Raw genomic sequence first — 18466 nt, 5'->3', positions numbered from 1 at the left:
GTTATCGTTATCCCTTATTTATGCTCTACGAGTTAAGATTGAGTCAACAATACCATAGTCAACTGCTTCTTGAGCTCGCATAAAGTTATCACGGTCAGTGTCCTGAGCAATAACTTCAATATCTTTACCCGTATGGAATGCTAACAACTCATTCATACGCTGTTTTGTTGCTAAAATTTCTTTTGCATGTATTTCAAAATCAGAGGCTTGACCTTGGAAACCACCTAGTGGCTGGTGAATCATCACCTTAGCATTAGGTAGTACATGACGTTTACCTTCAGCGCCACTTGCTAATAAAAATGCGCCCATACTAGCGGCCATTCCCATACAGATAGTGCTTACATCTGGTTTGATAAATTGCATTGTATCGTAAATTGCCATACCAGCGCTAATCGAGCCACCTGGTGAATTAATATAAATGTAAATATCTTTTTCTGTGCTTTCAGACTCTAAAAAAAGTAACTGCGCAGTGATCACGTTAGCCATGTGATCTTCAACAGGACCGGTTAAAAAGATAACACGTTCCTTTAAAAGTCGAGAATAGATATCATATGAACGCTCGCCTTTTGCCGTTTGTTCAACAACCATAGGGATAAGTGCGTTACTGATTTGTTCCGTATTTCCAGCAAATGGGTTAGTCATATTCCATCCTAATTATTTATTTTTATTGTTTGCGTTAAAAATGAAAATGGCCCGAGTGAAATCACCCGAGCCATTGAAATGTATAACCACTTGAATTAATAGTTAAAGAAACTATTAAGCAGCAGGCTTATTCATTACTTCATCGAACGATTTTTTTACTTCAGCTACTTTAGCTTTTTCAATGATAAAATCAACCGCTTGCTCTTCTAATGCAACATTTTCCATGTTTTGCATTAGTTCTTTGTTGTTTTTGTAATATTCAACAACTTCAGATGGGTTTTCGTAAGCAGAAGCAGCATTTTCAATTAATGCAGCAACTTTTTCTTGGTCAACTTTTAATTCGTTAACTTTGATTACTTCACCTAGTAACAGACCTACTTTAACACGCTTTTCAGCTTGCTCAGTAAACAGTTCAGCTGGTAACTCAGGCAAGTTGCTTGGGTCCATTTGCTTACCGTAACGTTCCATAGCTTGTTTACGTAATACGTTAACTTCACCATCAACTAATGCTTTAGGCACTTCAATTTCGTTGTTTTCAACTAATGCAGTTAATACGTTGTCTTTTGCAGTATTTTTTAATACTTGCTCAAGTTCACGTTGCATGTTTTTCTTAACGTCTTCTTTAAGTGCAGCTAGGTCACCACTTTCAACGCCGAATTTTTTAACGAACTCTTCTGTTAACTCAGGTAATGTTTGTTCTTCAACTTTAGTTAAGTTGATTGCAAATTGTGCTGTTTTACCTTTTAACTGTTCTGCATGGTAATCTTCAGGGAAAGTTACGTCGATGTTGAACTGTTCGCCTGCTTTTTTACCAACGATACCTGATTCAAAACCAGGGATCATACGGTTACTACCTAAAACGATTTGGAAACCTTCCGCTTTACCGCCTTCAAATAATTCGCCGTCGATAGAACCTTCAAAATCAACAGTTACTTGGTCATCATTTTGAGATTCACGCTCAACGTCATTCCATTCAGCATGTTGCTTTTGTAATGTTACTAACATTTTATCTAAATCAGCATCTTCAACTTCAGCAGTCACAGTTTCTACTGTTAATGCGTCTAATTCATTTAATGTTACTTCTGGGTAAACTTCAAATGTTGCAGTGAAAACAAAATCTTCACCTTTTTTACGAGCAACAGGTGCTACAGCAGGCGCGCCAGCTGGGTTTAATTTTTCAGCAACAATAGCTTCATAAAAGTTGCGTTGCATGATTTCGCCGCCAACTTCTTGCTCAACAGCTGCGCCAAAACGCTTAGCAATAACTGATGCTGGTACTTTACCTGGACGGAAACCATCAACACGTTGTGTTTTAGATAAATGACGTAGACGTCCGTCAAATTCTTTATCGAATGTTTCAGCAGCAACAGTAATTGTTAATACGCGCTCTAGGCCTTGTGTAGATTCAACAGAAACTTGCATTTTAATTCCTTTATCTTTTACGTTAAAAATTGTATTTACTGATAAAAGCCTATTTATTTATTCGCTTTCATCACTAAGGTGTATTTGCTTAGACTAACCGCATGATAAAATAACACCTTAATCAAAAATCATTTTATGATTTCTATAGTGAAATTTAAGACGCGCCATTATAGACACTGTTTTGCTGATAGTCGATAGGTAGCAGATAGTAAAAACCGAGTGCTAGCTCAGTTTTTTAGAAGATCAGTGCTATTTTTAACAATTTATAAAAAATAAGCGGCTAAAAGAACAAATAGTTTTAGACCTGTGATCCCTTTCTGTTTATAAATTTTATTATTCAGCGATAGTAACTGCTTAAATACTTGCAGGCCATTGCTTAGATAATTACTCAGATACTTGCTTAAATGCTGCATAGGCACTTACTTAAATACTTGCTTAAATAACGGCTCAATATTCAACGTGGTTTGTAACTGACATACATGAAATACCTTTAGTGTTGAGCCACATATAACAAGCGAGAGCTAGACTAAAAGAAAAATTAAATCATGCTGTTTAGGTAAATTAACAGCATAAGACATTTTTAAAGCATACGAATTCAGCAATGAAGCACTTATCATTTGATATCTAAAAGGGATAAGCCATGACTAAAATCGACAAGATAAATTACCTTGAATACCCAGCGAAAGATTTGGCGGCCACTAAAACCTTCTTTACCCAAATTTTTAACTGGCAATTTACTGATTATGGACCGGATTATATTGCGTTCGTCGAAAAATCCGGGCTAAACGGTGGTTTTTATCGTTCACCACTAACGTCAAGTCCTGCTAATGGTGCTGGGCTGACAGTATTTTACACCATGGAAATAGCAGCGCTTGAGTTAAAAATAGTGCAAGCCGGCGGTAAAATATGTACTCCAATTTTTGCTTTTCCGGGTGGCGTACGTTTTCATTTTACCGAACCAAGTGGCAATGAATTCGCAGTTTGGTCTGAATCATAAGAAAAGTAGTCCATTCAATAAGACTATCGCTTTAATCACTAAACCTAGTAGCTAAACCTGATAGCTAGTTAGATCTTTTATCTCATCGTTTGTTACATGCTGTGTTAACTTTTTTATTAATTTAGTTAGCACAGCACCTTATCTTATTGAACAGCCAACGCACCAACAAAAAATCCGTGGATCCCGGAGAATACAATTTGTGCACCAATAGCAGAAACAAATAGCCCTGTTATTTTAGGCAGGACTTCTAAACCTTGTTGACCTAATAAACGTTGAATCTTATTAGAGAATAACAACACTGCGGCGACCGAAACAACTGCTGCTATCAAGGCTAATACCACCACAATCGTATCAGCTAACCCATCTAGCTCAGCACCAATAACCATTAGTATACCAATCATCCCTGGGCCAACTGTTACCGGAATAGCCAAAGGTACAATAGCAAAATCAACACCGCGTTTATTAGTACCTTCTGGTCCTTCAGGTACTTCTGTGCCACCTTTGATCATTTCTAATGCACTTAAAAATAACACTGTACCGGCACCAATTTTAAAGGCATCTAATGTAATGCCAAATAAACTGAAAATATATTGACCGAAGATCAGAAATACTAAGCTAATGATGAGCACAGTAATGCTTAATTTAAGAATGATTTGCTTCTTTTCAGATGAGGTTAATCTTTTACTCATGATCAAAAAAACAGATAACACAAAAAATGGTGTCATCATAAAAAATAGCTTTAAATATAGGGTGATTACTTGTTCCATCTACTGTCTCATTAACAATTAAAAAAGTGCTTCCGACGTTACGCCAGAAAATTCAGCGCATGCTAAAATAGACGTTTTGAGAAGCTAGATAGTATTTAAAATAAATCTGTATTTATAAAGAAATTAGTCAAGATTTAAACCTGTCAACGAATGGCTCTATTTTTCTTTCAACTTCACCATACAACATAATGCAGATGTAAGGAGAATCTAGACCGTAGCGCTAGCAGGATCAAATGAAAAACATTAGGTTAAATCAACAAAGCGAGCCGATAAAAGGTCTGCTAAGTCTTGAGCTGCTAACTGTATCTCTAACCCTCTTTTACCAGCGCTTACATAAATAGTTTGTTGTGCCAATGCACTTTCGTCAATCAAGGTTGGCAATTGTTTCTTTTGGCCAAGCGGACTGACGCCACCCAGCACATAACCCGAAGAACGTAACACATCATTTTTATTCGCCATTTGCGCTTTCTTAGCTGTTAATGCCGATGCTACAGCTTTTAAATTAAGTTGTTCCGTCACTGGTAACACTGCCACCACTAATTGCTTATCAACTTCAACCACCAAGGTTTTAAAAACTTGTAATGGGTCTACATTCAATTTTTCAGCGGCTTCTAAACCATAAGATTCAGCTTTTTTATCATGTTTGTATTGATGTACTTGAAACGTTATTTTATTTTTTTCTGCTAATAGTATTGCCGGTGTCATTTTTACTCGCCTATTATAAATAAATTAAGTATCTACCTAACGCTCAATTAATTTGAGCTTAATCGTTCGGTTAAACGACTATTTCTACTTGCTCTATTCCTCACTGAACTGGCCACTAACGACAAATCAGCAATCAGTGTTAATTGTTTTTTTGCACGTGTAATACCCGTATAAATCAATTCACGATTCATCACAGGTAGCGCATAGTCAGGCAAAGCCAGTAATGTATGTTTAAACTCTGATCCTTGGCTTTTATGCACCGTCATGGCAAATACCGTTTGATGAGTTGGTAATCGACTAGGTTGAAAGTCAGCCACTGAACCATCGGGCATCACAAAATAAACCCTTAATTGGCCACTTTGATCTGCTAAACACACACCAATATCGCCATTAAACAATCCTAGATGATAACTGTTTTCAGTCACCATGACAGGACGGCCAAGATACCAAGTTTGTGTGAGGTCGAAACGACGTGCTAATAAACCCGCTTTTTGCAATATTTTTTCACAGCGATGATTTAAGTTATCAACTCCCCACTCCTGCTCACGCGTTGCACAGAGAATTTTAAAATCATTAAATTGCTGCAACAATTTTTTCGCTTGGTCTCGGTTATCGTCATTAATAGCGCATAAATCAGATAAATAAGGGCCATAACCCGCAATTACGAGTTGTTCAAAAATGGCATCACTTTGAGGGTCATTGGGATAATAATTTAAGTCATCGTATTGTTCACATAGTCGCAATAGCTTAGCTGCAGTAATGCCACCTTTATTAATCGCAGTTGCTAAGTAACCAATGCCTGAGAATTGATCGAATCGATAGCTCTTTTTCAATAAGCATAAATTATCCGACATTCTTGTTGGTGACGTAGCAGTTTTGGGTGCAGTAACTGATGCAGTGTTTGCTGGATTTAATAGACTATCGAAACCAGTTAAATCAGCTAATTGCTGTGCTTTTTGTTGGCTATAACCGGATTCAATAAACGAACAAATATCACCTAATACCGCGCCCGCTTCAACGGAAGCTAATTGGTCTTTATCACCGAGCAAAATTAAACGCGCATGATCAGGTAAAGCACTCAATAGCTTAGCCATCAAAGGTAAATCAACCATTGAGGCCTCATCCACCAGCAATAGATCTAATACTAACTTGTTCTGTTCGTGGTGACGAAAATGCGCGCTATTATTGCGTACACCTAACAAGCGATGGATGGTACTGGCATCAGTAGGGATAAGCTGTGCGACGGTTTTATCTAAATCTAAATCTGCTAATGCATTAGTAATCGATTCCGTTAAACGTGCTGCTGCTTTGCCCGTTGGAGCAACCATTTTTATCATTAAATCCGGCTCTGCATGTAATAACAAAGCCAATAGTTTAACCACGGTGGTGGTTTTACCTGTGCCTGGGCCACCTGAAATAACACAACGAGCAGACGTTAGCGCCAGTGCGGCGCTTATTTTTTGCCAATCACAACGCACATGATTGCTAATCAGTGTTGCTAAAGAGCTTAAATCATCCGCACAGTTTGCTTTACTGAAAACAGCGGAAACCGCTCCCCAATCAACGACAGCATGATCAATAACATCTAAAAACTTTTCACATAAAACCTGTACCGATTGACGGTTATCTTGTTGCCACGCCTGCCATAAATATGTGTACTGAGGTTTAAATAACAGTTCTAAATATGCCTTGCTTTCTTCGCTTACTTGCACTGCAATCGGTTGTAATAGTTTATCTGAAATAAGTTGTTCAAACTCAGCATAACGCGCCATAAATAAAGCGTTATATTGCAAGCGTAAAGGCGCATCGTCACCACAACAAATACTTTCATTTAATGCATAGTGCATTTGCTGTTGCTCATGAAAAATACAAGACACCTGTAGACGTTCACTTTCCAATTTTGAATCGACGCCAAGCTGCAGACAATGTTGATGAAACAAACTGCCTATTTTATCGATAGGCAAGCAAATATGTCCGCCACCGAGTTGCTGACTTACCGATGCAGCTGCTAATTGCATTAAATTATCAGCCCCTAATTGCGCCATAAATTTTGCAAAATGAAAGTCTATTGGGCGAATTTGTTGATTTAACTGGCAGCGTTTTAATAACGCTAGCATATCCTGTTCACTGGAGCTGAGCTGTTCGCTTATGATCCCTTGTACCGACTTAGTGCCAAGGTGATTATTTTTATCTAGCATGACAACTCCTCTCGCAGTTTTTCTGCACTTAACTCACCGCTTAATAACTTATCTAATTTATCAATCAGTTCGAACTTTGGTTTAGTAAAATAAGAGCCTGCATTGTGCTCACCTTGCATCCCCCGTAAGAAGGTATAAAACACACCGCCAATATGTTGATCGTAATCGTAATCATCTATGCGTGATTTTAACAAGCGGTGTAATGCCAAGGTATATAACTGATATTGAAAATCATAGCGATGCTCAACAATCGCATCGGCCATAGCCTGTTCACTATAATCCGTGAGACTGTCACCTAAATAGTTAGATTTATAATCCAAAACAAAATATTGCCCTTGATATTCAAAGGTTAAATCAATAAATCCTTTAAGCATACCTTGCACTTGATTGAACTGTAATAAACCCGCACGTGCCGATAAAGGGTCATAATGTGTGATCAACTGATTCATCGATGACGCTTCAATCGGTTGCATCGGAATAAAGAACTGCATCTCTACTTTCTTTTGCGCTTCATTTAATTGCGACAGCGATAACTCAGGGTATTCATTAGCAGCTAATCGGTGCGCTAAAATATGCGTTATCCATTCACTGACAATCGGCGCCCACTCTTCTACTGGTTCATAACCATTAATAATTAAACGGTCCGTTAACCAAGGGATCAATTTATCTGCAGGGCTATCTTGAAAATCAATTTCTTCAAATAACTCATGTAAAAAAGTACCGTGTTTTGCACCACGCGGAAAACTAAATACATTATTAACTTGCTCTTGTGGTAATGAAGACGGTTGTAATAACGAAGGTTGCTGAAGCAATAGCAGCTCTGTAACTTGAGCACTTTCCTCTGGAATTTTTTTAGTCTGTTTATCTTCAATAGTCGGCGCGCTATGGAAACGAGATAACGCCGAGTAACTCGTTACCCACCAATTTTTTTCAATGCTGCCAGTAAACTGCTGTGGTGCAATTAATTCAGCTGCAGATTGACTGGTCGCTTGATAAGTTTCATGTAACGCTTTAGGTGCATTGCGAATACCAATATTTTCCGACATGTCACACACACTTTTTAATAAGTGCTGAAGTTTTTGGTCATCACCAGCTTGTAACTCTTCACCCGCTTTAACACATAAATAACCCAGCGCACTTTTGGTTAACGGTGAGACTTTAGCGCGTCCTTTTTTATAAGGGCCAATGCCTAAATAACAACGATAAACACTGCGCGTTAACCCCACATAAAGCAGTCGAATGTCTTCCGCTAACAATTCTTTGGCAGTACTTTCTCTATGCGCATCTTCGCCATTTAAATCAAACACTAAACGTTGTTGCTGATCGTGAAACAAACACTCTTTAGGTTCACGATATAAACCACTAAACGGAATAAACACAATATCGTATTCTAGCCCCTTAGATTTATGCAAAGTACTCACTTGCACTAACTCTTTTTCGCTTTCTAAACGCTGTTTCTGCTCACCTTGCTCATTTTTAGCATTATTTATCTGCTCACTAAACCAACGTAATAACGCAAAGGCCCCTTCATACACCATACTATTTTTTTGCAACAACTCAGCCAGATGCAAGAGATCCGTTAAGGCACGTTCTCCCTGGTTTTGTGCTAATAAATTGGCGCTAATACCTTGCTCATGAAAACACTGTTGCAACATCACCAATATGCCACTTTCTTCCCACACGGTTTTATAACGCGTAAAGTCAGCAATTTTAGCTTCCCAACTGGTGGTGTCAGAAAAGGTAAAGTGGATTTGATAAGGTGTTAGCGAAAATAACTTACAGGCAATCGCAGAGCGTAAATAACGTTCATTACTTGGATGCAAGCAGGCACTTAATAAACGCAACAAATCCTGCGCTAAGGTGCTTGCAAATACACTCTCCTTCAATGACAAATACACACTATTAATATTTTCTTCTAATAACGCTTTACGAATAATGTTCGCTTCGTTACCGGTACGCACTAACACCGAAATGTTATTCGCCAAAATAGGTGATTTATTACCTTCAGAGTCTTCTAAATAAGCTTGCTCTTGCTGCGCTAATAACAATAACGCTTTAATTTCATTGACCGCTGCTTGTGCACTGGCATGCCTAAAGGCATCACTGCTTAAACCACCATTGACGTGTAAGAATTGCAATGCAGTCTGTTGATCATCATCGGGGTTATTAACCACCAGCTTTTTACGTTTTATCGGTGGCGCTTTTACAGGGTGAAAAGGAATATCTTGATCATAGATAAACGGTGCGACTCGATGTTGAAAAAAGCCATTTACCGCATCAATCATTTCCGCACTGGAGCGATAGTTATTATCTAAACTATAATGCGCGGTGACAGCATTACGCGCTTTCATATAAGTAAAAATATCTGCACCACGGAAACTGTAGATCGCTTGTTTAGGATCACCGATCATAAATAAACCAGATTGATCAAAGCGCGTTAATGGTTCGACTTGATCTCTGTGCCCTTGCACTTTAGTGCCATCTTTAATTTGATCCGGCATATCATTCACCGCAACATTAAGCACATCATTATCAATGCTAACTTGCGCATAAATCGTATCAAAAATACGATATTGTACCGGGTCAGTATCTTGGAATTCATCAATCAAGGCGATTGGATATTGCTGCTTTATTTGCTGCCCCAAATGCCCTGCTGGCGATACCTGTAACGCATGGTCTAAGTGTGTTAATAAATCATCAAATCCTAACAACATATGCTGTTGCTTGGTGTTTTGTAAATTCTCTTTTATCCAATATGTCGCTTTAATCAACAAAGTATTTTTAATAGAAATATCTTGTTCAAGTAACGCTTCAACAAGCTCAAAGGTTGTATGCGTTGGCGCAGCGTCTTTCTTAGTTTTATTAATTAATTCTGCTTGTGAAAACTTAGGTAAGCTTTTAGGCAAGGTTAAGTCCAGTTCGGTAGATAACGCCCATTCACTGACATTCTTAAACCATTCCGGTAAATTACGTTTACTATAACTACGCTTGTCGACACCAGAATGGGTAATAATATCTAGGTAATCATCCTTATCAGCATTCCAGGCTTGTTTAACCTCGGCAATTGCATTCAAACTTTTCTCATATTTACTTTTAAAATCAAAATCAGTAATAGCAGGAATAAACGTTAAATCATTGCGTGACAACCATTGCTGTAATTCTGATTTTAACGCTGCGGGGTTCGCCCAATAACCGTAAATAACTTCCGTTAATGGCGTAGATAATTGATAAAAATGTGCGCGCCAAAAATCATTACAAGCTTGGCTTAAAATTTCAGAATCGTCTTCTAATAAGGTTTGTTGAAATAAACTACCCGACTCAAAAGCATTTTGTTGCAACATGCGCTGACAAAAACCATGAATAGTAAAAATAGACGCTTCATCCATTTGTAATTCAGCAAAACGCAGTAAACGAATATCATGTTCAAGGTTGCTACTATCTGCAATTAATTGTTGGCAATAATCATCTTTACTGCTGCCTGCAATAAACGCTAAACGTGTTTCACGAATACGCTCTCTAATTCGACTTCTTAACTCTGCTGTGGCAGCTTCAGTAAAGGTCACCACTAAAATTTTATCGACGGTTAATGGCGAACGATGTGCAGTTTGACTGTTAGTTTGACCAATATCAGCACTTGTATTGTCTCCATCTAACGGGGCATCGCCTTGCTTACCATGGCCTAACAATAAGCGAATAAATAAACTCGCAATGGTATAGGTTTTCCCCGTACCCGCTGACGCTTCTATTAATCGACGCCCAAACAGTGGAAAGGTTAACGCCTGTAAAGGGGTTACAGAAATATCGCTATTGCTCTGATCATTACCCATATCGAGGTCGAGGTTTAAATTTTCTTCTACCATGATTACTCCTCTCCCCACTGTTGATATATTAAATCATTTAAATTGCATAATAACGGCATAAAGACCTGTAATGCGATGAACTCAAAAGCTTGCCAATGATCTTCAATATTATCAAAAAGGCGATTAATATAAGGGTCATTGGCTTCGGCATAGCCTCGATTATTATGAAATACTTTTAAGGCAGCTTGTTGCCCAGCGGCACGAGTATCAAAGCTTAGCTCTTCTAATACAAAAACATTGGCTTGTAATTGACAAACGGCCTCGCACCATTGGTAAGCACTTTCAACAAAAAAGGGTAAGGCTTGCTGTAAGCCCTGCTCATATAACGCTAACAATTCAGATAAACGTTTATGCGCATAATCCGCAGGGATCTCTTCAAAATAGTGCCCTTTGGTTTGACCAAATAAAGTCGCATTCAGGTGTTGCCCGTGCACAATGCAATAACTCAAATGCTCAACCCAGAGTTTTAATAAATCTTTACCTTTAATATTGCCCGGTTTAATACGCACTAACCCATTTTCACAATGGTCATCTAATGCGCCAATTAAGCGTTTTTTATCAAAGGGAATATCAACCTGTATTTGCTCAATATCGCCAATGAAATAACCGCTATAAACGCCTGCTAAATCCACCATCACCTGTAAATCTTTATTAAAAATCAAGGTGGCAAACTCACCCACGGGTAACTTACCCTGTGCTTGTAAGCCAACATATAACTCAGTTAATGCTTGGTCATCTAAACCATTTTCAAATTGCTGCTTTTTAAGCATATATTGTTGTAGGTTATCTAATGCAAAAGGTTCATCGTTTTCTTGGTCAATTTCATCAATCTCAAAATACACATTCAAGCCTTGATTAAAAAATGCGCGACAAGGATTTTGTAAAAACCGAATCAATGATGTTAACTCAACGTGGTCACTTTGTAATAAAGGCAAGGGTTGATTAATTTCATCCTCTGTCACAGGCGCTTTCGTTAATGCATGCCACCAAGATTGTTGATAAGTTTTGTGTTTACCTTGAAAGTATTGTTCACTAAAACTTTGCATCGGATAGTGATGCGTTAATGAAGCTAATAGCGTTTTTTCAAGCTGTCCACTTTCTAACTCACCGCTTGCAATCAAACTCACTGATTGACTAGCAAGCCTGAAGCTCTGCTGAATATAATTAAGTAATTCACTGACTAACACACTGGGCATTTTTTCACTGTTATCACTGATATCTTTACCAATATAACTCACATAAAAGTTCGACTGCGCCGATAACAACGCTTCTAAGAACAGGTAGCGGTCTTCATCTCGACGAGAACGATCACCACGCTTGCGGTGTCCAACCATTAAATCAAAGCCCATCGGTAAGAGTGAACGCGGATATAACCCATCATTCATACCTAATAAACACACCACTTTAAATGGAATAGAACGCATTGGCATCAGCGTACAAAAGTTAACCTGCCCTGCTAAGAAACGTTGGCTGTTAGATTGGCTAGAAAGGTGTTCTTGTAAATACTCCACCAGCACCATTAAGGCTAGGGGTTGATCAAATTTTGCCTGTTCAGTTTGCTCTGTCAGTGCTTGCATTTGCTGGCGAATTTGGCTAAATAACACGCTATTATCTTCATCTTCTAGATAAAAATCATCAATAAGTTGATTAATAAAGAGCTGCCATTCAGCACAACTCACTTCTTGATTTAAATTACTTTCTAACACAATCAAGGTATCAACAAACTCAATAAAGCGACCTAACAAGTCACCTTGTAACCCTTGCACTTCATCGTAAGGCGCAATGCCTTCAAATAAATTGTCGCTCATCGCATAACCGAGCAACATACGTTTTAAACCAAACAACCAGTTATTTTGCGTTAACGCTGGCAGTTCCCATTGGGTCGCCGAATTATCATTAAGTCCCCAACGAATACCACTTTCAGTGATCCAGTGTTGTAACAAATCAAACTCATCTTGCTTAATCGCAAAACGATTTAAAATAGCCGGTACTTCTAACAAGGCTAAAATATCTTCGCGTGTATAACGGCTTTGTTGCAAGTTCAATAACTGTAAAAAACTCGCCAGAATAGGATTCTCTTGCTGCGCACTGACATCAGAGATAGAAAATGGAATAGTGACACTATTACTTGATCGACTAAACACCGCATCTACATAAGGAGCATAGGCATCGATATTCGGCACCATCACAATAATATCTTTAGGTGTGAGTTTTTTGTCCTGTTCAAACATCGCTAATAAATTATCGTGTAAGACTTCCACTTCACGCATCACACTATGGCAAGCGTGCAAGCTCAACGAGTTATCATCATCGCTAATTTCAATACGCAACGTAGGGTCAATCAAGGTTTGTGCAGAACTATCGGTTAAGTCTAAAATGTCCGCTTGAATATTGTGTAATAAACTATCGCGGTCAATATCCACAAAGGCATCAATCTCTTGTTGTTCAAGGCTATATAATTGGTATAAAAAATCGCGTCCCATTTTGCCCATTGAAGCCAGTAACGGATTACCCACTTCACTTTCAACATCACCACTGCTTGCCCAGGCTAAATGCGCTGCATCTTTTTGCCAGCTAGTGGCCGTTAACTCCGCCACTGCGCCACCTTCAACACTGACTTTAGGACGCGACTGCGCAAAACGTTTCGCAAGCAGTTTAGGGTCAACAATGTCGCCCCAATAATAACGACAAGGATTGGTTAATAAAAAATGCACATCACAATGCTCTGCCAAGCCTAACAAAGCCTGCAGGTAAGATTCGGGTAGAGAGGAGATCCCAAAAACAAAAATACGTTTTGGTAAATGGCTTAATTCTGCGGTTGTTTTAGTTGCTAATGTACTTAAAAAGTCTTGGTACAAACCTGCACGGTGATAAGCTTTGCCCTGTGCTTGAAAACCTTGTTTGATATTACTGACCAATAAACGCCATAACTTAGCTTGCCAAAGGTGCGCGTCTAACCAATCGGGTTGTAAATGCTCTAAGCTCACTTGGTTAGCTTCAAGTGTTTCCCAGTTATCAATCCACTCCGGTCGATACACTAAATATTGGTCAAAAATATCCGCAATTTTGCCGCTCAACTGAAAGCGTTTACGCAAGTGAGTATCATCTTTTAAGTAATCATTTAAGGCACTGAAATCTTCATCTTCTAAACAATCAGGCAATAACTTCATTATCTGCCAGGTCATGGATTGTTTATTAAAGGGGCTGTTATCCGGCACATCTTGTAAAACATGTTTAAATTGCTGCCAAATAAAACTCGCCGGTAGCGGAAAATCAATATTCGCCGCGATCCCCGTTGATTGCGCAATCTCTAATTGTAGCCATTGCGCCATACCCGGACTTTGCACTAGAACCGTTTCATTTTCAAAAGGATGACTTAATGGCGATTGCTTCATCAGCGCCAACACCAGCTCTTTCAGCAAGCTTATTTGATTGGAATGGTAAACTTTAAACACACGCGCCACCTTATAAAAAAGTTTTTTACATCATACCCTTATATAACATAACTTTGCGTATAGTTTGAAGCATAGTCTTTAGAGAAGTGATGGAGAAAAGCCAATTTAAATATTATTTGGGTATAGAACATTAACTATCTATGTCTTACGCATATTTTGAGAGTGTAACTAAAGATGATAAAGATTTTAGTTTCGTTCTCAAAATATTGATGGCTGTCAAACGTGATGCATATTTTTAATTTTTTGCCTCATTAATTGGGAGTGTTAATCGTGTAAGTATTCAAAATCCAGTTTAAAAGTATAAATATTACAACATTCAAAATGAAAGACTTGCCCCCTTGATCCCATAAAACACCTCCTCATATAAAATATATGTTTATTTACACCGTGAGGTGTATTTGCCATCTTTCCGCCGTAAATATTGCATTTTGTCGTCTTTCTACATGACTTATATTTCACACTTTATTTTAAATTGTTGATTAAAATGATAGTTGCAGTAGTCTAAGTCTATTATTAATCATTAGATGTTTGGCATCTTTCCGCGGGAAAGGTGGCATTTTGTTATCTAATAAGATGTTAGCAATCAAGGATATATATGAAGCCTGCATCAATGTGTCCGACGTGTAAAAAATTTCGGAGCTTATCCGGTCACTTATTTGAGCTATCTGAATATTGTAGGTTTCTAGATAATGAAAGTAAATATAAACGTCATGGCCAAGTTAGAGTTGTTAAAACTAAAGTAATTTCAGATTGGCTAAAATTAGCGAGCCAATTAGAAAAAGTTGAAATTGATGCTTGGAAGTTTACTGATGATTCATCGAGTAGGTATTGTAGACCTGTAGCAGATGAACATGACTCAAATTCTAAGCACTTTACTGCTTACTCGACAGTCCTTACAAGGTTTATGTTTATCTCGAATGCACTCGAGGAAACGTACAGATTCGTAGATCGTTTTTACTTATCTTCAGAAGGTGTAAGTGAACTCCCAGAAAATAAAAAGCTGAGGGAAGCAAGCTTGAGGGCAACAACTTTAGCTGATAATTTAGCCTCTGATAATTTACCAAAGTATTTTAAACACATTGTAAATAACTTACATTTAACCTTTGAGTATTACTGCTCGGAATTGAATCCAGCATTGACAGGGATGAGTGGTGTAGAAGAGGACCAGAATAGTTACGGGCTACATATTGTTAGAAATATCCGTAACCATATTGCACATGGTGTGTTTCCTATTATTGATAACCCTGAGTATTGGGGAGAAGAGGAAACAAGAGACAAATTAATCGCTCTTCTTTTTCATGCTTCTAGAGTTTCATGCTTATATATCCAAGCTTTAATATTTAAATATAATAATGGTTTCCAGTCCGATGATTATTCAATTATATCTGAAATGAACTGGGATGAAGAAACTTACTTTATTGATAACTGTAAAGTGGAGCTTGCTTTACAGTTACATATTGATAGTGACTTTAGCTTTGAAAGTCCAGTGGCCAATGAGTGCTAAATTAGTGCGGCGTTAAACGTCTATATATTTATCGAGTGTGTTCACAAATTTATAGGAATATTCTGTGCAAGAATTATTAAAAAGTATATCCAGCATGATAGTTGATTACGCTGATGGTGAATTTGGAAAGTTAGATGAAAACCATGTTTTGCGATGGGTCAATCAATTTCAAGAAGAAGATCGACAAGTCGTTCTTGAGGAGACTAATAGATTATTAAAAAGAACCTATATAACGAAGGAGTCCTTCGAAAAATTTATTTCTAATTTGATCGTTTCAGAAAAATTTTCTTCATCAGATCAATCTGAATTTTGGTCACAGATTTCTTTGTGTGATATTCAAATTAACGGTAACAGCCAGAAAGAATTAAACTCTTTAGTCAAAAACAATGTAGTAGAACAGTTTGGCTTTGAACCAAAAGTTAATACAATTTCTCAGCATTACATCTATTTAGATGATTTCGTTTTTTCAGGGAATAGAATTGTTTCTGATTTGCGAAGATGGATAACTGGTAATGCTCCTCAAAAATGTCATGTAAGCGTAGTTTTAATGGGGTGGTATCAAGGCGGTATTTGGTATGTTCAAAATAAATTAAAAGAAATAGCTAAACAAAACAATAAAGATATTTCATTTAAATATTGGTCTTTTGAAGAGCTACGTCTAGAAAATAGGTTGAAATATAAAAATAATTCTAATGTATTCTGGCCTGAAGAATCTGTAATGGAGATTCCAGAAGTTGTTCGGTATATAGATGCTCAAGATCGAACGCCAACATTTAGGGATGCAACACTTGAAAAAAACAAAGTGTTTTCTAAAACTCGTAGATCTCAGTATGAATTAGCTATGGTTAAAGCTGGATTACAAATTCTAGGGTACTGCCAAGATCCTAATAAGGTTGTAAAACCTTTAGGCTATCATCGGTTTGATGGATTTGGTTTTGGCTCTACAGTATTTAGTTTTAGGAATTGTCCAAATAATAATCCTCTAGCATTCTGGTGGGGTGATCCAACTTATTCTACAGCACACCCTTTTGGTAAGTGGTATCCTCTAATGCAGCGAAAAACGTATGGGTAATTATGAGCTACGAATTCAGGCAATATGATATTAGACAAGTTGCAGCCTTTAAAAGAACTAAAGAAAAATGGGGCGAACTTTCTAATATGGCAGGTGGATTTCCTGTTGTTGTAAATGGTATTCAGATTAAAAGCGTAGAAGCTCTTTATCAAGCATGTCGTTTTCCTGATATGCCTGAAGTTCAAGAAAGAATTTTACAACAATCTAGTCCTATGACAGCTAAGATGGTTGGAAAGCCTTTTCGTGAACATACACGTAAAGATTGGGATGATGTAAGAATAAAAATAATGAAATGGGCACTACGTGTAAAGCTTGCACAGAATTGGGAACGTTTTTCCTCTGTATTAATAGAAAGTAGTAATATGCCAATAGTTGAGCTTTCAAATAAAGATGATTTTTGGGGTGCTAAACCTACAGAGGAAGGGATTTATGTAGGAGTGAATGCTCTAGGCAGATTATTGATGCAGCTTAGAGAGCAAATTAACAATAATGAAAAGTCTAACTTTATGAATGTTCTTCCTCTTGACATAAATAATTTTAATTTATATGGCAATCCGATTAAGGTAGTTTTTGAGTTAGATGCATCAATATTAAAACATCCTCAAAATGATATGTTCGACGTATAACAAACAAGAATAGGTGTCGCGCAGCCGACACCTTATTCGGGTGTTGTACAAGCCCGTTTGAGGTTGGTTTACTTATTATAGTAAATAGCGGTTTTTATACTAAAGGAATGTCGATGAGTCAGTTTTCTGAGGGTGAGTCTCGCTAAGATACAATCGTTAGATCAATTGTATCAGTACTTTATGTTTTTATGTTGAATGCCAATCAACCTCCTTTAATTACTTAAAGGTGCTGCACCCATTAACTTTGATAGCCAAAAATATCACTGTATCTTGCACAATGGTCTACCTTATTGGGCTCTGAAATAATAACTCCACGAAGGGATTCAATTTACCAAAATTGAATGAGTATTCAGACAAGTAATTATCAGGCGATTACTTTCTGGGTACTTATAAAGCAAATAAACTAAAACCTCTGCACTTACTCTTCAAATCTAAGTTATCAAAAAAATCAAATATATTTCAACTATTATTATTCCAATGAACATGTTACTGAATTCAAGATCGGTAATAAATTGAGATAAAGCTTTAATCGAATTTGGTATCGTTCTACTTTTACTTTTATTGAATTCAATTTTTATACAAGTTTATTTACATTGAAAACATACCCTACTGGAGTATACTTTGATCTATAAAACTAAGGTTTTTGCTTCTTTAACAAAAAAAGAAGCTTTATCTGATAATGATCTTATTAATGCCTGTAAAGAAATGAGCCAAGGACTTTTTGATGCAGACTTAGGTGGTAGTGTTTATAAAAAACGCATTGCTGCTGGTAATAAAGGAAAAAGTGCCGGCTATCGAACCATTATTGGGGCTGTTATCAACGATAAATATTTTTTCTTATATACCCATCCCACTTCAAGATGCAGGCGTTAGCTTTTGAAAGTTGTCATTAATTCGACTCGATAATGAGTCTCCTATCTCAGGAAGTTTACTTTCAAAAAACTGATCAATCTGTTCTCGAAATTCTTGGGCACTAGAAAAATATTTATTATTTCTCACATGTTCATTCATTACTTTCCACAGTCGCTCTATTGGATTCAAATTGGGGCTGTAAGGTGGTAAATAATGAAGTTGAATATTAAGCTCATTCGCTTTGTTTTTTACTATATTTGACCGATGATAAGCTGCGCCATCGAGTACCAAATGAATACTCAGATCCGGCGGATGTTGTGCCCTCAATTCTGCTAAGAAAATATTAATATAATCACTATTTACTTT

The 18466-nt window shown here is 37.4% G+C and carries 13 protein-coding genes; 5 read left to right on the top strand and 8 right to left on the bottom strand.

What is annotated here, in order from left to right:
• Nucleotides 1-18: 18 nt before the first annotated feature.
• Both clpP and tig read right to left on the bottom strand, forming a co-directional pair.
• Nucleotides 19-642, bottom strand: coding sequence for an ATP-dependent Clp endopeptidase proteolytic subunit ClpP (clpP, locus tag H592_RS0115145; protein ID WP_028869508.1), 624 nt, complete (start codon nt 640-642; stop codon nt 19-21).
• Nucleotides 643-756: 114 nt separating this feature from the next.
• Nucleotides 757-2064 carry a trigger factor gene (gene tig, locus H592_RS0115140; protein ID WP_028869507.1) on the bottom strand — a complete coding sequence of 436 codons (1308 nt, stop codon included), beginning with the start codon at nt 2062-2064 and terminating at the stop codon, nt 757-759.
• Nucleotides 2065-2704: 640 nt separating this feature from the next.
• Between tig and H592_RS0115135 the strand changes: the two genes are divergently transcribed.
• Nucleotides 2705-3061 (top strand): VOC family protein, encoded by a 357-nt coding sequence (locus H592_RS0115135; protein WP_028869506.1) that lies wholly within the window; start codon nt 2705-2707, stop codon nt 3059-3061.
• A gap of 143 nt (nt 3062-3204) precedes the next feature.
• Here the strand turns inward: H592_RS0115135 and H592_RS0115130 are convergent, their stop codons facing one another.
• The 5 genes from H592_RS0115130 to recC form a co-directional block, all read right to left on the bottom strand.
• Nucleotides 3205-3828, bottom strand: a complete 624-nt coding sequence (locus tag H592_RS0115130) for a MarC family protein (RefSeq protein ID WP_028869505.1) — start codon at nt 3826-3828, stop codon at nt 3205-3207.
• Nucleotides 3829-4071: 243 nt separating this feature from the next.
• Nucleotides 4072-4533: a Cys-tRNA(Pro) deacylase gene (gene ybaK / locus H592_RS0115125; protein ID WP_028869504.1), complete on the bottom strand. Its 462-nt coding sequence runs from the start codon at nt 4531-4533 to the stop codon at nt 4072-4074.
• Nucleotides 4534-4580: 47 nt separating this feature from the next.
• The gene (recD, locus tag H592_RS0115120; RefSeq protein WP_245600437.1) at nt 4581-6731 is read right to left on the bottom strand and encodes an exodeoxyribonuclease V subunit alpha; all 2151 of its coding nucleotides are present in this window, start codon (nt 6729-6731) and stop codon (nt 4581-4583) included.
• The gene (recB, locus tag H592_RS0115115) at nt 6725-10591 is read right to left on the bottom strand and encodes an exodeoxyribonuclease V subunit beta (protein ID WP_084296301.1); all 3867 of its coding nucleotides are present in this window, start codon (nt 10589-10591) and stop codon (nt 6725-6727) included. The genes recD and recB overlap by 7 nt, the downstream gene beginning before the upstream one ends.
• A 2-nt stretch (nt 10592-10593) precedes the next feature.
• Nucleotides 10594-14046, bottom strand: coding sequence for an exodeoxyribonuclease V subunit gamma (recC, locus tag H592_RS0115110; RefSeq protein ID WP_028869501.1), 3453 nt, complete (start codon nt 14044-14046; stop codon nt 10594-10596).
• A gap of 595 nt (nt 14047-14641) precedes the next feature.
• On the opposite strand from recC, the gene H592_RS0115105 reads away from it, so the two are divergent.
• The 4 genes from H592_RS0115105 to H592_RS22495 all read left to right on the top strand — a co-directional run bounded on the left by H592_RS0115105 (nt 14642) and on the right by H592_RS22495 (nt 18121).
• Nucleotides 14642-15550, top strand: a complete 909-nt coding sequence (locus H592_RS0115105; RefSeq protein ID WP_028869500.1) for a hypothetical protein — start codon at nt 14642-14644, stop codon at nt 15548-15550.
• A 64-nt stretch (nt 15551-15614) separates the two neighbouring features.
• Nucleotides 15615-16622, top strand: coding sequence for a phosphoribosyltransferase-like anti-phage protein (locus H592_RS0115100; RefSeq protein ID WP_028869499.1), 1008 nt, complete (start codon nt 15615-15617; stop codon nt 16620-16622).
• A 2-nt stretch (nt 16623-16624) separates the two neighbouring features.
• A complete protein-coding gene (locus tag H592_RS0115095; RefSeq protein ID WP_028869498.1) occupies nt 16625-17248 on the top strand; it encodes an NADAR family anti-phage protein in 624 nt (207 codons plus the stop codon).
• Between the two features lie 621 nt (nt 17249-17869).
• A complete protein-coding gene (locus H592_RS22495; RefSeq protein WP_051369203.1) occupies nt 17870-18121 on the top strand; it encodes a type II toxin-antitoxin system RelE/ParE family toxin in 252 nt (83 codons plus the stop codon).
• Here the strand turns inward: H592_RS22495 and H592_RS0115085 are convergent.
• A partial coding sequence (locus H592_RS0115085; RefSeq protein WP_028869497.1) for an IS630 family transposase occupies nt 18104-18466 on the bottom strand: 363 nt, incomplete at its 5' end. The two genes, H592_RS22495 and H592_RS0115085, sit on opposite strands and share 18 nt — an antisense overlap.

It is taken from the genome of Psychromonas arctica DSM 14288 (assembly GCF_000482725.1).
Taxonomy (GTDB): Bacteria; Pseudomonadota; Gammaproteobacteria; order Enterobacterales; family Psychromonadaceae; genus Psychromonas; species Psychromonas arctica.
This window is presented reverse-complemented; position numbering and strand designations above follow the sequence as displayed.